The organism is Streptomyces bathyalis, from assembly GCF_015910445.1.
GTDB lineage: Bacteria > Actinomycetota > Actinomycetes > Streptomycetales > Streptomycetaceae > Streptomyces > Streptomyces bathyalis.
Genome location: NZ_CP048882.1, coordinates 2,221,195 through 2,236,733, shown reverse-complemented (window position 1 = coordinate 2,236,733; position 15,539 = coordinate 2,221,195). Strand labels below are relative to the sequence as shown.

Sequence of the window (15,539 nt, the reverse complement as noted above, 5' to 3'; positions counted from 1 at the left end):
GCCCGCGGGCCTGGAGGGGCAGGCAGCCACGGAAAGGCCGGGCGATCAGCGGACACGACGCCGCCGGTCGGCGTCCCCGGGTACGCGATGGCCCGGCGCTGCCCGAACCGCGCCCGGCACGCGGCATCGCACTGCTCGGGCATCCACAGCCCGTGCAACCCGCCGCACACGGCAGCGCCCCCTGCCCGGCATCCCTGAGGGACGCCGCGCAGGGGGCGCGCGCCGTGGTCGGCCGCGGACTCGCATCGCGCGGTCCGCGGACCTCGGCCCGCCGTCCTCAGGACGCGGGCTGTTCCGTTCCGGTGTCCGCGTTACGCGGCCACTTCTTCTCCGTGGAGGAGTTCCGCGGGGACGGCGACTCCCGTCAGAGCCGGCGGACCCGTGCGGAGATGCCGTGCCCGATGAGCAGGTAGATCAGCGCGGGCAGGCCGTAGTTGAAGAAGACCCGCAGGCCCTCGCTCTCCATCGTGAAGATGTCCTGGGCCCAGGCGGCCAGCCAGTCGGCCGAGCCCTTCACGAACTCCACGAAGGGGTTCGACTGGTTCGCCTCCAGGAGGTAGAGCAGGATCCACAGGCCCAGGATCACGGCGGCGATGTCCGCGATCGTGTGGATGATCAGGGCGGCGCGCTGTGCCCCTTCGCCCCGCGGACGGCGTTCCCGTTCCCGGCGGGGTGCCGGGGGCGGGGGCGCGTTGTATCCGTAGTCGGGAGGCGGCGGGCCACCGCCCTGGTAGCCCGGACCCGGAGGCGGGCCGCCTTGGTAGCCGGGGCCCTGGGGCGGGCCGTAGTCAGGGCCCGGGGGCGGGCCGCCCTGACGGTAGGCCGGGCCCGGAGGGGGCCCGCCCGGCCCGCCCTGGTACGGCTGCCTGGGCATGGGTGCGGTGTCACTCACGGGATCGGTCCCAATCCGACGCGCATACAGCGTCTTGTCGCAGGATTCTCGTCCAAGGAGAAGAACAGTCACGGCCGCAGGAGCGGATGTCCAGAGGGAGCCGTCGGAAATCCGGTGCCCGCATTCCCTCAGCGCCGCGACGTCGCGACCGTGTTACTGCCGTCACGGCACCCACACACCGGCGTCCGCGCACGTCCACGCGCTGCGACCGCCTACTGCGGTGCCTACCCGCCCTGCGACCGACTACTGCATCATCGACGCCGCCTTCTTGATGGCCTCACGGATGCGGAAGTAGGTGCCGCAGCGGCACACGTTCGCGATCGCGTCGATGTCCTCGTCCGAGGGGTTCTTCGTCCTGCGCAGCAGGGCGACCGCGGCCATGATCTGGCCGGGCTGGCAGTAGCCGCACTGGGCGACGTCCTGGTCCAGCCACGCCTCCTGCACCGGGTGCAGCTTGTCGCCGTCGGCGAGGCCCTCGATCGTCGTGACGTTCCGGCCGTCGGCATCGGAGACCGGCACGACGCAGGGGTTCATCGCCCGGCCGTCGAGGTGGCTGGTGCAGGCCTTGCAGACGTCGATACCGCACCCGTACTTGGGGCCCCGCACGCCGAGCAGGTCGCGCAGCACCCACAGCAGGGGCATGTCGTCGGGGGCGTCGACCGTGACGCTCTTGCCGTTGACGGAGAAGGTGTGGGAAGGCAACGGGGGCTCCTCAACGCGGGAAGGGGTCGAAGTCGACGTCGAAGTTCACGGGGAAGGAGCGCGGCTTGGTGCCGGTCGCACGGGCATACGCGTTGGCGATGGCGCCGACCGCCGCGGGCACGCCCAGCTCTCCGGCGCCTCCGGGCTCCCCGCCCTCCTCGGCGGGCATCACATGGATCCGTACGTCCGGTGGACTGTTCTTCTGCCGCGCGTAGTGGAACTGCGAGTAGCTGCCCTCCAGCGGGAGCCCCTTGTCGATGTGCAGCCCCGCCCGCAGCGTCGTGGAGATCGCGTCGGTCAGCCCGCCGAGCATCTGTGCCTCGAGTCCGCGCGGGTTCACGGGCCGTCCGACGTCGACCGCGATGACGGCCTTCGTCACCCGGGGTGCCTTCGGGTCGCGGGCGTCGATCTCGACGAGGCATGCCGTGCGGGACTTGTACTCCTCGTGGAAGGCGACGCCCTGCGCGAAGCCCTCCGGCATCTTCCGGCCCCACTCGCCGTCCTCGGCGACCTTGTCCAGCACCGCGCGCTGGCGCGCGGACTTGAGGAACTCGCGCCGGAAGGCGACCGGGTCCTTGCCCATCTTCTTGGCGATCTCGTCGACGATGATCTCCTCCGCGCCCCGCGTGTTCGCCGAGTAGACCGACCGCCACGATGCCGTGGGCATCCGCAGCTGCACCTCGTTGAGCAGGTGGGTCGTGGCGCCGAAGTTGTACGGGGTCTTCACCGTCGTCAGGAAGATCGACTGCGCGAGGCTCGCGTTCCCCCCGACGGGCAGCTTCGCGGCGGTGGCCGAGAGGATCTCGCCCAGCCCGTGCCGGAAGTCGGTCTCCACTGCGGCGACACTGTGCTCGAAGCTGATCACATTGCCCAGGGTGTGCGTCGCGCGGATCTTGTGATGGGTCGCGGGCCGCATCCGGCCGTGCCGCATGTCGTCGATGCGGGACCACATCAGCCGGATCGGCCGCCGGCTCTTCTTCGAGATGCGGGCCGCCTCCAGCGCCGCGTCGAAGAAGAGCCGCCGCCCGAACGAGCCGCCGCCCTGGATGACATGGACGGTGACCTTGTCCTGCGGCAGCCCCAGGTCGGCGGCGATGGTCTGCTGGGCCACGACCGGCGACTTCAGCCCCGACCAGACGGTGGCCGAGTCCTTCCGTACGTCCGCCACCGCCGAGTTGGACTCCAGCGGTGCGTGGCTGACGAAGGCGAAGTCGAACTCCGCGTCGGTGTGCCCCGTCAGTACGGGAGGCACGGCGACGGGCGGCGCGGCTGCGCGGAGCTTCTTGCGGATGCCGTCGTCGGAGAGATCGTCGACGCTGCCCCTGCCCCAGGAGACCTCCAGGGCCTCCTTGCCGTCGAGCGCCTGCCCGAACGTCTCCGCGACGACGGCGACACCCGTCTCGACGACGACGACGTCCAGCACGCCCGGCATGCCGCGCACGGCCGCCTCGTTGCGTACCGACTTCACCGTGCCGTTGAGCGTTGGCGGCCGTCGCACCATGGTGGGCTTCGCACCGGGGACGTCCAGGTCGAGGGTGTACTCCTGCTGACCGGTCACGATCGCGCGGGCGTCGATGCGGGAGGTGGGCACGCCGACGAGCTTGTGGTCCGACTCCGGTTTCGTCGCGGTGAGGGCGTCGCTCAGCTCCTCGGTCCGCTCTCCGGCCGCGGCCGTGGCGAGGGACGCGTACGAGGCGCTCCGGCCGCCCGGACCCACGACCTGGCCGTCGCGCACGGACAGGGCTTCCGGCTTCATGTCCCACCTGCGTGCCGCGGTGGCGACCATGCGGCCGCGGGCGGCGGCAGCGGTGTGCCGGATGGGGCCGTAGAGCGACCTGATCGAGTTGGAGCCGCCGGTGAGCTGGTTGAACAGCAACTCGGGCCGTGCGTCGTCGAGTTGGACCCGTACGTTCTCCAGAGGCGTGTCCATCTCCTCCGCGACGAGCATCGCGACGGCGGTCGTCAGACCCTGGCCGACCTCTTCCCTCGGCAGCCGGAAGTGCACGGTGCCCTCTTCGTCGACCTTCAGCACGAGCAGCCCGGAGGTGGGCTTGCCGGCGAGGATCAGCGCGTCACCGAGGTCGAGGATGTCGGCCGGTGCCGGGGGTGAGGGGACGGCTGCCTGAGCCTCGCTGGGCGCGGCCGTCTCCGAGCCGATGCTGGTGGCGACGGCGAGCGTCGGAGCGGCGACCAGGTACGTCAGGAACCTGCGCCTGCCGTGCTCCCGTGGGCCGCCCTCGCCCGGATCCGCCTCGCCGGACGTGCTGTGCGTGGCGTGCGCGCCGGCCGTACCGGCGTCCCCATCCGCTCCGGCCATGGCGGGCTCCTTCGCAACAGGACGGCTGCCGGGACGGCGGCCCCGTGATCCGGCTTGCGCACACACTTCCGCGCCCTGTCCTGCCGGGCAATGCGCCTCCCGTGACGATTGTGCGTAAGCGTTGGAAGCGTCTGATCACACTTGGGTCCCGGAGCGGTCGGTGCGCCATGTGTCATGACCGTCCGCGTCGCATCGCCGTGGTCATCGTGGCCGGCCGAGGGCGGGGCTGTCGGGGCCGCTGACGCTCCGCCTGTTGGCCTCGCGGACCTTGGCGAGCAACTGCTTGCGGCGCAGGGCGTGTTCGTCCTCCGCCGCCTCCCCGGGTTCCGGCCCCGCCGCCGGTTCTCCGGGAGGCTCACCGTTCATGCGCGGCGCCCTCGCGCAGCGCGGCGGCGAGCTTCCGCGCCACGCTCGGGGTGCAGCGGCCCAGGTCCACCAGCGGAGGCAGGTATTCGCAGCCGAACGTCACGGTGTCCAGGCCCAGCGAGGGCAGGAGAACGTCGGCCTCCGCCAGTGCCTCACGCAGCTCGTCCCGTGCCGCTTCCGCGTCCTCGATCGCGTCGACCGCGCCACCGTGTTCTGCCCTTGCCATCTCCGTGCTCCGCTCCTGGGGTTCCGGCCGCGTGCCGCTTCCGAGTACGAGCTTGGAGGCGTAGCGATACGATCACCAGGGGTGACAATTTTCGGAGCGCCGGAGCAAAAACGGGGGTCAACAGTGCCCGCACCGAAGGAACTCGACCCGTCCACGTCCCTCGCCGCGCTGTACGGCGTGAAGTTGCGCAAGCTGCGGCTGCGGTCCGGTTGGACCCAGCGGGAGCTCGGCGACAGGATCCCCATCGCCCACAGCCGCATCGCTCAGTTCGAGTTGGGCAACGAGACGCCTCCCGAGGACGTCGACTCCAAGCTGGACGAGCTCCTCGGCGCGGACGGCGACCTCACCCAGCTGTGGGGCCACGTCCGCCGGACCCCGTTCCCGGACTGGGTACGGAAGTTCATGGGAGTACGAGGGCAGGGCGAATGCCATGCACAAGTACATGGCGCACAGCGTGCCTGGGCTGCTGCAGACCGAGGCGTACGCCCGAGAGGTGCTTCGACTCGGCCAACCCTGGTGCACGCAGGGCGAGATCGAGGAGAAGGTCGAGGCCCGCATGGGCCGGCAGAAGCTTCTTCGCCGCCCCGCGCCCCCGTTGCTCTGGGTCGTACTCGACGAGGCGGTCATCCGCCGTCCCGTGGGCGGAGCGGCGTGCATGCGTGAGCAATTGGGCCGCGTACTCGAGGCGGCCGTTCAACCGCGTATCGAGGTACAGGTGTTGGAGTTCGCCGCAGGTGGTCACTCCGCCATGGGCGGTTCGCTCACCCTGCTCTCGTTCGAGAATGCCTCCGACGTCGCCTACCTGGAAGCCGGGCACTCCGGCGAACTGGTCGAGGACAGAGCGATGGTGGCCCTGCACAACTATCGATACGATCTTGTGCAAGCCCGAGCACTGCCGCCGGAAGCGTCAACGGTCTTGATCTGCAAGGCGATGGAGGAGTTCGGAAGATGCGCAGCACAGAATCCGACCTGAGTTCAGCGGCGTGGCGCAGGAGTTCCTACAGCGACGGCGGGGGCGGCGACTGCGTCGAGGTCGGGGACGGCGTTCCCGGAACCGTGCCGGTGCGGGACAGCAAGCGTCACGCAGGCGCGGCCCTCCGCTTTCCCGCCGCCGCGTGGTCCGCTTTCATCGAGGACGTGAAGCGCGGAGCGAGGCAGCCCTCCCGCTGAACTCCCTTGCGCGGGACGGCTTTCCGAATCTCGGCGACCTGGCGAGCGCGGCGGATCCCGGGCGCGTCTAGGTACATATTGCTCATGCCCTGCTGTCACCGTTCTGTGATCCTGGGTGAGGACACGGTGCGGCCGCGGTGCTGCGTCCGCGACCGCCGGTTCGGCTCGGTCTCTTGGTTGAGACGCCGTCAACTGCCCGGGGAATGAACGAGCGGATGGTATTCACGCGCCTGTCTGACGACGAGTTGCGCCGGCTGGCCCAGGACGAGGGGGAGAGGACGCCCGGCGCCCGCGACGAGCTGGAGAAGCGCCATTATCAGGCCGTACGGGCCTTCGCGTTCGTCGTCAGCCCCTCGGCGGGTGACGAGCTGGCGGGCGAGGCGTGGGAGCAGGCCCTGCGGCCGCTGGACGAGGACATCACGGGTGCCATGCGCCCGCGCGCGCTCGCGTCGGTGCTGCGCACGGGCGCGGACTGGCTGGGTGCCGGACGACGTGACGCGCTGGCACCGGAGTTGGTGAACTGGTTCGAGGATCCCGTCGGTGACGGCGAGGCCGACGTGGAGGCGGACGGCGCCGCGGCCGCCGCGAGGCTCGCGGACCTGCGCGCCTCCTCCCTCACGGCACAGGCCTTCGAGCGGCTTCCCGCCCGCAGCCAGACCGTGCTGTGGCATCACGAGGTCGAGCACGACGACGCCGCCGCCGTCCACCAGCTCCTCGCCACCGGGGCGGAGGACGTCTTTCTCCTCAACAGGCGTGCGCGGAGGGAGCTTTACACCACCTACGTCACCCTGCACCAGAACGAGACGGTGGACGACGCGTGCCGCCGGCTGCACCGCATGCTGCTCGCCTACGCGGAGCAGACGTCCATGAACACTCCCGGAGACCTCGTCGCACACCTCGACCGGTGCGAGCACTGCGCGCGAGCGGTGGACGATCTGGAGCGCATGCGCTTCGAGTTCGGGAGCGTCCTGGCCGAGGCGCTGCTGCCGTGGGGAGGCGCCGACTACGCCCTGGCCGCGCACACGGTCTCGTCGGCGACTCTCGACGTCGTCCCGGGGGCGTCCGCGCCGGACCGGCGCACGGGTGCCGGGGCCAGGGCCTGGGCGAGCGCGGCGGGGCCCGGGCGGCGTTTCCTCGACATTCTCCGTGCCCGGGTCTCCGTGCTGCCGGGCATCGCGGCCCTGAAGGGCAAGGAACGCAGCTCGCGTGCCCGCCGGTTCGCGCTGACCGCCGCGCTCGTCGGACTGTGCTCGCTGGTCGTGGCGGTCGCCTACACGGGCGGGCTGCGGCAGGGAGCGGAGAACGGCGCGCAGCCGCGTCCGGGGAACACCTCCAGGGCGCCTGCGCCGCCCGGGGGTTCGGAGCCGACAGCCACCGCCACGTCGACCGTGACGGCGACGAAGCCGCCCGGGAATCGCGGGAACGGCTACCAGCCCTCATCGCCCGTGCGCGGAGCGGCACTTGAGTGGCTGTTCGACTCTGTTGACGACGGGGTCGTTGCGGACACCTCGGGCAACGGCATCGAGGGAACCTTCGACGGCGACCCGTTGCCTGAAGCGGTGAAGGGCGGCATCGAGTTCGCCGGGCAGCAGTCCGTCGTGGCGGACGGCCCCGTCGTCGACACGTCGAAGAGCTTCACCGTGTCGGCCCGGGCCAAGATGAACGACACCGAGGACTTCCAGACGGTGATCAGCCAGGACGCCACGAACATCAGCGGGTTCTCCGTCCAGTACGACCCGGACTCGGACCGCTGGGAGATGATTGTGCCCGAGGAGGACGAAGAGGACTCCGACCTGGTCCAGGCGGGCTCGGGGCCGGGTCCGGAGCCGGACCGGTGGACGTATCTGGCCGGTGTGTACGACGCGGGCGCGCGTGAGATCCGGCTGTACGTCGACGGTCACCTCGAGGACAGCGCGGCGGTCGGCGGAGGCGCGGACGCCGCGGGCGACTACAGCACGACGACCACCACCACGTCGACGACGACCTCCGGCGGAGGCTTCGGCTTCGACGGCAGCGGCAACAGCAACGGGGCCGGCAACGGCGACGAGTTCAGCGGCGGTGGGGGCGGCTTCGGCGGCAGCGGCGGGTACGGCGGTGCCGGGGGCGGGTACTTCGGAGGGGCCTCGCAGGAAGCCGGAGGGAGTGCCGCCGACCTGGCGGGCGGCGAGTTGGCCGACGAGATCTTCAGGAGGGCGACCGGCCGCTTCTACGAAGTCGTCGACGCGGAGGGCGACTTCGCCGTCGGTCGCGGGCTCGCGGGCGAGGAGTTCGTACGGGGCTTCGACGGAACCATCGACGACGTGCGGGCCTTCAAGCGGGCGCTCACCGCGGGCGAGGTGGCTGCCCTCGCAGGCCGGTGAGCGGGCGGTGAGTGACCGGCGGTGGGACGGGAGGCGCGAGCTGCGGATCGACGGCAGCCCGCAGACCCCGGCCCGCGCGCGTCAGGAGAAGTCCTCCTTCAGATACTCCGCCCGCAGCTCCCGCCGGCTGCGAACTCCCAGCTTCCGGTAGATGTTCTGGAGATGGTTGTCGACCGTGCGCTTGGAGATCGTGACGGACTCCGCCACCTCGACGTTCGTGAGGCCCGAGCACACGAGCCCCGCGATCTCCGCCTCCCTCGCGGTCAGATGCTTGGCCGCTCCCAGCACCGTCAGCCCCGGCGTGCGGGCCTGCTCGCAGTTCCGCTGAAGTGAGATGGAGAGGTTCTCGGCCGCCGTGGCAGGCCGCTGCTCGCCACGGTGACTCCACTGCGTACAGGCCGAGGCGGCGGCCTCCGCGGCGACCAGGGACGCCCCGGACCCCGCGAGCACATGCGCGCTCTCCATGAGCCTTTCCGGGTCTCCTGCCGCGAGAGCGGAGACGTACGAGGCGCGGGCGGCGGTCAGCGCGCCGTCAGAGGCCCGTGCGATGTGCAGCAGCCTCGCCTCGGCGCCCCTGGCGTCGCCCAGCCGGGCGATGTCGGTGAGGATCCTGGCCTCGCTGGCCAGGTGGCCCGCGGACCGCGCGTCCTCGGCCGCCTCCCACAGGACGCTGCGCGCCCCCTGCTGCTTGCCCTGGGCGGCGAGCAACCACGCCTGGCCCAGCGGCAGTTCGGAGCGGAAGGCTCCCCAGCGCGGCAGACCGGCGCACGCCTCGACGGCCTTCGCCGCGGCCGGTACGTCCTGCATCAGGGCCGCGGCCTCGGCCTTGCGGGCCAGCGCGATGTGCAGCGTGCCGGGGAAGGAGTTCCGGGAGGCGACCCCGGCGGACTGCGCGGCCCATCGCCGCGCCTCGGCCGGGCGCCCCAGCAGCAGTGAGCAGCGCGCGAGCGCCGCGGCGATCAGTGCCTCCGCGCCGGCGACGTCGTCGGCCAGCGCTTCCTGCCAGCCCCGCTCACCGGTCTTGTACGCCTCGTCGAGCCTGCCTTCCTCCTCCAGCGCGAACATGACGATGCTGAGGTACTCCACCGGGTGCGGGATCGCGGGGGTCTCGTCCAGGCGGACCCGCTCCTCGTACGCCTCGCGTGCCGACTCCAGCCCGGCCCGCACCCTGCCCGTGGCCACGAGCGCCGTCGCCCGTGAGCCGTTTCCGAGTACGCCCGCGAGGCAGTTGCCCTCGAAGCACCGTGAGCGCACCGGGCCCTCGGGGCCCCCGGAGCCCGGGCAGTCCGTCTCGTCCACGACGCGCAGCGCCTCCTCGGGCCTTCCGAACGCCACGAGGATCGCGCCGCGAGCCGCCGTCAGAGCGTCCCGGTGCTTCTGTTCGGAGACCTCCTGTGCCGCCTCCGCGTTGACGTCCAGCGCCTTGCGGGCGTCGATGAATCCCCACGCCAGCAGCCTGGACCTGCCGAGGGCGAGGAGCAGCCGGTCGAACTCTCCGTCCGTCCGCTCCTCCGCCTCCTCGAAGACCTCCCAGGCGCCGGCCAGATCGCCCAGCTCGTAGAGCGACTCGGCGAGCAGCAGCCGGGAGAGGAAGTCCTCGCCCTCACGGCATGCGGCACGCGAGAGTTCGCGCACGGTGCGGAAGTTCTGTGTGCGGCGTGCCAGGGTCGCCGCCCGCAGGAGTGTGTCGGGGTCCGCCGAACCCGTGGCGGCGAGCTGCCAGGACGCGATGCGGATCTTGTCCGTGAACCTCTTCGCACCCCTGGCCCGCACCAGTTCGGCCTCCTCGCCGAGGATGCGCCGGCGTTCGGGCGACGGGATCGCGCCGCGCAGCACCTTCTCGTGCGCCGGGTGCCGCAAGGAGACCGATTCGCGGCGGCCCTCCCTCAACGACCTTATGAATCCCAGGACTTCGAGCTCGTCCATCGCGCCGTCGGGAAGGCTTGCGGCCTCCACGGGCTGGCACAGAGCGATCCGGTTCAGCGTCCTGCGGGTCTCGGGGGACACGCCCGCCAGGCGGCGCTCGATCATCTCCGACAGAAGGGGAGTCGGGCCGACGTCAGAGATCAGCGTCCACGACTCCCCGTCGTCGATGAGGCTCTCCTCCGCCAGCGAGTTCAGGACGAACTCCCGCAGGTAGCAGGGGTTTCCGCCGCTCACCCTGTGCAGCAGGGACACGGTGCGCGGCTCCACCGGTCCGCCGAGCACCCGGACCATGACCTCGCCTGTCTGCGGCTCGCTCAAGGCGTGCAGGTCCGCCCTGCGCGCCTGGCCGCCCGCCTGCAGGCAGTACGCGACGGGGCCCAGGTTCTGCAGGGAGCCCACCGTGCCGAGGAGGAAGACGGCCCCGGCCTCCAGGAGCTGGGCCGTGAGCGACGCCGAGGCCTCGTCCAGCCCGTCGAGATCGTCGACGACGAGCATGAACCTCCGCCCGGCGCGGGTGCCGGTGCGCGTGCCAACGGCTGCGGCCCCCGTGGCTCCTCCCGTGAGCGCTTCGCGGGCGCTCGCGAACAGGGACACCGCGTCGCTGACGCCCGCCCCGGGCGGCAGCAGATGCGCCAGCGAGGCCAGGGGAAAGTCCGGTTCGGAGACCGCGATCGCCCTGCCGGTCGGATGCCCGAGGCTCTCCGCCCGCGCCCGGCAGACCTGTGCGAAGTGCGACTTCCCGATGCCCTGAGGGCCGTGAACGATGAACGCGTGGCACTGCTCGCTGCTCAGCGCCTCGTCGAAATCGTCGAGCTCCCGCTCATGCCCGACGAACGGCCACGCTGTAGGAGCTTCCACGATGTCGCCCCCTTGCAGGAGTCGGATCGGTGCAGAGTAGGGACCCTCTCGCCGGAGGAACCCCGTATGTGCGGGATTTGGCACATGTTGAGTGCTGCGGGCGCGGTCACAGCTGTGACGCATCAAGTCCGCGTCCGGACCCACTCGGCGTGCGCGGAGCGGGAAAAGCAGTGGGGGAGTGCGCCGTGAGCGGTGATACTCGGCCGGGTGTTCCTGACGATAAGCATCACCGGAGATGCCCGGAGCCCGGCCACCGACCTGGGGTTCCTGCTGCACAAGCACCCGGAGCGGGCGCAGCGGTTCTCCACGTCCTGCGGCGACGCCCACGTCTGCTACCCGGAGGCGTCCGAGCAGCGCTGCACCGCGGCGCTGCTCCTCGACGTGGACCCTGTGTCGCTGGTGCGGCGCGGCGGGGGCAAGGGCCGCGGCGGCACCGCCGGCCCGGCGCTGGCGCAGTACGTCAACGACCGCCCCTACGCCGCGTCCTCGATGCTCGCGGTCGCCCTGCGGACGGTCTTCTCCAGCGCTCTGAGGGGCCGCTGTGACGCGAGGCCGGAGCTCCCCGCGCGTGAGCTGCCGCTGCGCGTGGAGGTACCCGTGCTCCCGGCCCACGGCGGCCCGGACCTGGTGCGGCGGCTGCTGGCACCGCTGGGGTGGAGCGTCGAGGCGGACCCGCTGCAACTGGACGCGCACTTCCCGGAATGGGGCGAATCGCGGTACGTGCGCCTCGCGATCGAGGGACGGCTGCGGCTCTCGGACGCGCTGCGCCATCTCTACGTGCTGCTGCCCGTCCTGGACGACGCGAAGCACTACTGGATCGCGCCCGACGAGGTCGACAAGCTGCTGCGCGCGGGCGAGGGCTGGCTGGCGGGGCACCCCGAGCAGACGCTGATCGCGAACCGCTACCTCAAGCGGCGGCGGGCGCTGACCCGTGAGGCCATGGAACGGCTCGAACTGGCCAGGCTCGCCGAGGCGGACGACAGCGAGGCCGAGGAGCTGGACAACGCGGTCGACGAGGATGCGGACACGGACGACCGGCCCGTGCCGCTCGCGGTGCGCCGCCGCGAGGCGATCCTGGCGGTCCTGGATGAGACGGGGGCGCGGCGCGTGCTCGACCTGGGCTGCGGCCAGGGCCAGCTCGTCGGGGCGCTGCTGAAGGAGAGCCGCTTCAGCGAGGTGGTGGGCGTGGACGTCTCGGTGCGCGCGCTGAACGAGGCCGCGAGGCGGCTGCGCCTGGAGCGGATGCCGGAGCGGGAGGCGGCCCGCGTGAAGCTGATGCAGGGCTCGCTCGCCTACAGCGACGCACGGCTGAAGGGGTACGACGCGGCGGTGCTGAGCGAGGTCGTGGAGCACGTTGATCCGCCGAGGCTCCCGGCGCTGGAGCACGCCGTGTTCGGCACGGCCAGGCCGGGCTGCGTCATCGTGACCACGCCGAACGTCGAGTACAACGTCCGCTGGGAGTCGCTGCCCGCGGGGCAGGTACGCCACCCGGACCACCGGTTCGAGTGGGACAGGAAGCAGTTCCGCGCCTGGGCGGACGGGGTGGCCGGACGGTTCGGCTACGGGGTCGAGTACCGGCCCGTCGGCGAGAACGACCCCGAGGTGGGTCCGCCGACGCAGATGGCGGTGTTCCGCAGCACCGGGGCCGCAACGGGCACCGAGGCAGCGACAGGCACCGGGACAGCAGACCGTGCACAGGAGAGCCGCAGATGAGCGACGCCACCGACGCCACCGACACCACCGACGCCACCACGGAGAAGGCCGTGGACACCGCGGCCGGAACGGTCACCGGTGCCCCCGGTGCCGGCTCCCCCGAGGAGGGAGCCGCCGGTGCCGGCTCCCTCCTCGGCGTGCCCGACCTCTGCCTCGTCGTCCTCGTGGGAGTCACCGGGTCGGGCAAGTCCACGTTCGCCCGCAGGCACTTCCTGCCGACACAGGTGCTCTCCTCCGACTTCTGCCGTGGCCTCGTCGCCGACGACGAGAACGACCAGAGCGCCTCCGCCGACGCGTTCGACGTGCTGCACCACATCGCGGGCAAGCGGCTGGCGGCGGGCAGGCTGACCGTCGTCGACGCGACGAACGTGCAGCCGGAGCCGCGCAAGCAGCTGGTGAAGCTGGCACGCGAGCACGACGTGCTGCCGGTCGCGATCGTCCTCGACATGCCGGAGAAGGTGTGTGCGGAGCGGAACGCCCGGCGTCCCGACCGCGCCGGCATGGGACGGCACGTCCTGCCGCGGCAGCGCCGCGAACTGCGCCGCTCCATGAAGGCGTTGCAGCGTGAAGGCTTCCGCAGGGTCCATGTGCTGCGAAGCCCCGAGGAGGCCGACGCCGCGGGCATCGCGCTCGAGAAGCGGTACAACGATCTGCGTCATCTGACCGGGCCGTTCGACATCATCGGCGACGTCCACGGCTGCCGCGCCGAACTGGAGTCGCTGCTGACGGCGCTCGGCTACGAACTCGTGCGTGACGAGGAGGGCCGGCCGGCCGGCGCACGCCACCCGGAGGGCCGCACCGCCGTGTTCGTCGGCGACCTCGTGGACCGGGGCCCCGACAGCCCCGGCGTGCTGCGGCTGGTGATGGGCATGGTCGAGGCGGGGGACGCGCTGTGCGTGCCCGGCAACCACGAGAACAAGTTCGGGCGCTTCCTCAAGGGCCGCAAGGTGCAGATGACACACGGCCTGGCCGAGACCGTCGAGCAGATGGAGGGCGAGGGCGAGGAGTTCGGGGCCCGCGTGGCCGCGTTCATCGACTCCCTGGTCAGCCACTACGTGCTCGACGGCGGTGGGCTCGTCGTGTGCCACGCCGGCCTGATCGAGAAATACCACGGCCGCACCTCGGGCAGGGTCCGGTCCTTCGCGATGTACGGGGACACCACGGGAGAGACCGACGAGTACGGCCTGCCCGTGCGCTACCCGTGGGCCGAGGAGTACCGGGGCCGCGCGGCGGTCGTCTACGGGCACACGCCGGTGCCGTCCGCCTCGTGGGTCAACAACACCCTCTGCTTGGACACCGGTTGCGTCTTCGGCGGGAAGCTGACGGCGCTGCGCTGGCCCGAGCGCGAACTCCTCGACGTCCCGGCCGAGCGGGTCTGGTACGAGCCGGTCCGTCCACTGACGCCTTCTGGGCCCTCCGGCCGGCAGGAGCGGCCGCTTGACCTGAACGACGTGGCGGGACGGCGGATCGTCGAGACGGCGCACCACGGCCGGATATCGGTTCGTGAGGAGAACTCGGCGGCCGCACTGGAGGTGATGAGCAGGTTCGCCGTCGATCCGCGCTGGCTCGTGTATCTGCCGCCGACGATGTCGCCGTGCGCCACCTCGTCCGAGGAGGGATTCCTGGAGCATCCGCGCGAGGCGTTCGCGGCCTACCGAGCGGACGGCGTCGCCCGGTTGGTGTGCGAGGAGAAGCACATGGGCTCCCGCGCCGTGGCCGTGGTGTGCCGCGACGAGGCGGCGGCACGGCGGCGCTTCGGGGCCGGGGACGGGACGACGGGCGCTGTCCACACCAGGACCGGGCGGCCCTTCTTCGACGACCCCGCGGTCACCGAGGAGATCCTCGGCAGGCTGCGGGAAGCGGTCGGCGGTGCCGGTCTGTGGGACGAACTCGCCACGGACTGGCTGGTGTTCGACGCGGAGCTGCTGCCGTGGTCGCTGAAGGCGTCGGGCCTGCTGCGCAAGCAGTACGCGGCGGTCGGGGCCGCGGCGGGCGCGGTCTTCCCTCCGGTTCTCTCGGCGCTGCGGAGCGCCGCGGACCGCGGCGTGGACGTCGGCGCGCTGCTGGAGCGGCAGCTGCAACGGGCCGCGTGCGCGACCGCGTTCACGGACGCCTACCGCCGCTACTGCTGGAGTGTCGACGGCCTCGACGGTGTGCGGCTGGCCCCCTTCCAGATCCTCGCCGCCGAGGGCCGGTCGCTCGCTGCGGTTCCGCACGACGAGCAACTGGCCTGGCTGGACCGGCTGGTGGAGGCGGACCGCACGGCGGCCGCCGCTGCCGGACGGCCTGAGCTGATGCGGAGCACCGCGCGCATCACCGTGGACACCGGCGACGCCGCCAGCGAGGCAGCCGCGGTCGAGTGGTGGCTGGAGGCGACGGCCGCCGGGGGCGAGGGCATGGTGGTCAAGCCGCTGGAGGTGTTCGTCCGTGGCGCGAAGGGCCTGGTGCAGCCCGGCGTGAAGTGCCGTGGCCAGGAGTACCTGAGGATCGTCTACGGGCCCGAATACAGCAGGCCGGAGAACCTCTCGCGGCTGCGCTCGCGTTCGCTGGGGCACAAGCGGTCGCTGGCGCTGCGGGAGTACGCCCTGGGCCTGGAGTCGCTGGAGCGGCTGGCGGCGGGCGAGCCCCTGTGGCGGGTCCACGAGGCGGTGTTCGCCGTTCTCGCGCTGGAGTCGGAGCCCGTCGACCCGCGGCTGTGAACGCGGCGCCCGGACAGCGGGCGGCCGGGCGGCCGGGCCGGGATCCGGCTGCCCGGCCGCTCCGGCTGCCGGGTCCGGACTGGGCATTGCTCCTCACGCCGGAACTCAAACCCCTGTCCACGCGGACCCGCCGGTAACCACCCGATCCGGCTATGGGACATCACTCGGGACCGCCCCGCAGGGTGATTGAACAGCGACATCAAGAGCGGTCCCAGGCTAGGTACATATTGCCTATGGCCTTTTCAGTGTCCTTCCGCTGAGCTGGATGTTGACCATTGCCACCGACACGGTCAGGGCGTCGTCGACCCGA

General features: G+C 71.7%; 10 protein-coding genes and 2 pseudogenes. 6 read left to right on the top strand and 6 right to left on the bottom strand.

The window, feature by feature from the left end; genetic code table 11:
- Positions 1–364: 364 nt before the first annotated feature.
- From G4Z16_RS09505 to G4Z16_RS09485, 5 genes and pseudogenes are all read right to left on the bottom strand, one after another.
- Positions 365–643, bottom strand: a pseudogene (locus tag G4Z16_RS09505) (hypothetical protein); the annotation flags it as partial.
- A 492-nt stretch (positions 644–1,135) separates the two neighbouring features.
- Positions 1,136–1,594 carry a (2Fe-2S)-binding protein gene (locus tag G4Z16_RS09500; RefSeq protein ID WP_197350421.1) on the bottom strand — a complete coding sequence of 153 codons (459 nt, stop codon included), beginning with the start codon at positions 1,592–1,594 and terminating at the stop codon, positions 1,136–1,138.
- A 10-nt stretch (positions 1,595–1,604) separates the two neighbouring features.
- A complete protein-coding gene (locus G4Z16_RS09495) occupies positions 1,605–3,911 on the bottom strand; it encodes a molybdopterin cofactor-binding domain-containing protein (RefSeq protein WP_197350420.1) in 2,307 nt (768 codons plus the stop codon).
- A gap of 201 nt (positions 3,912–4,112) precedes the next feature.
- Positions 4,113–4,277: a hypothetical protein gene (locus G4Z16_RS09490; RefSeq protein ID WP_197350419.1), complete on the bottom strand. Its 165-nt coding sequence runs from the start codon at positions 4,275–4,277 to the stop codon at positions 4,113–4,115.
- Positions 4,267–4,503 carry a hypothetical protein gene (locus G4Z16_RS09485; RefSeq protein ID WP_197350418.1) on the bottom strand — a complete coding sequence of 79 codons (237 nt, stop codon included), beginning with the start codon at positions 4,501–4,503 and terminating at the stop codon, positions 4,267–4,269. Before G4Z16_RS09485 ends, G4Z16_RS09490 begins: the two co-directional genes overlap by 11 nt.
- Between G4Z16_RS09485 and G4Z16_RS32425 the strand changes: the two are divergent.
- From G4Z16_RS32425 to G4Z16_RS09470, 4 genes and pseudogenes are all read left to right on the top strand, one after another.
- Positions 4,486–4,797 (top strand): annotated as a pseudogene (locus tag G4Z16_RS32425) (helix-turn-helix domain-containing protein); the annotation flags it as partial. The gene G4Z16_RS09485 and the pseudogene G4Z16_RS32425 sit on opposite strands and share 18 nt — an antisense overlap.
- A gap of 148 nt (positions 4,798–4,945) precedes the next feature.
- Positions 4,946–5,476, top strand: a complete 531-nt coding sequence (locus tag G4Z16_RS32420; protein ID WP_246530757.1) for a DUF5753 domain-containing protein — start codon at positions 4,946–4,948, stop codon at positions 5,474–5,476.
- Positions 5,452–5,673: a DUF397 domain-containing protein gene (locus G4Z16_RS09475; protein ID WP_197350417.1), complete on the top strand. Its 222-nt coding sequence runs from the start codon at positions 5,452–5,454 to the stop codon at positions 5,671–5,673. The genes G4Z16_RS32420 and G4Z16_RS09475 overlap by 25 nt, the downstream gene beginning before the upstream one ends.
- Positions 5,674–5,888: 215 nt before the next feature.
- Complete coding sequence (locus G4Z16_RS09470) at positions 5,889–8,033, top strand: LamG-like jellyroll fold domain-containing protein (RefSeq protein WP_197350416.1); 2,145 nt, start codon at positions 5,889–5,891, stop codon at positions 8,031–8,033.
- A gap of 81 nt (positions 8,034–8,114) precedes the next feature.
- On the opposite strand, the gene G4Z16_RS09465 is transcribed toward G4Z16_RS09470, so the two are convergent.
- Positions 8,115–10,817, bottom strand: a complete 2,703-nt coding sequence (locus tag G4Z16_RS09465; RefSeq protein WP_197350415.1) for a LuxR family transcriptional regulator — start codon at positions 10,815–10,817, stop codon at positions 8,115–8,117.
- Positions 10,818–11,024: 207 nt separating this feature from the next.
- Here G4Z16_RS09465 and G4Z16_RS09460 point away from each other — a divergent pair, with 207 nt between their 5' ends.
- On the top strand, positions 11,025–12,530 hold the full coding sequence (locus tag G4Z16_RS09460) for a 3' terminal RNA ribose 2'-O-methyltransferase Hen1 (protein ID WP_197350414.1): 1,506 nt from the start codon (positions 11,025–11,027) through the stop codon (positions 12,528–12,530).
- The gene (locus G4Z16_RS09455) at positions 12,527–15,229 is read left to right on the top strand and encodes a polynucleotide kinase-phosphatase (RefSeq protein ID WP_197350413.1); all 2,703 of its coding nucleotides are present in this window, start codon (positions 12,527–12,529) and stop codon (positions 15,227–15,229) included. The genes G4Z16_RS09460 and G4Z16_RS09455 overlap by 4 nt, the downstream gene beginning before the upstream one ends.
- Positions 15,230–15,539: the final 310 nt, after the last annotated feature.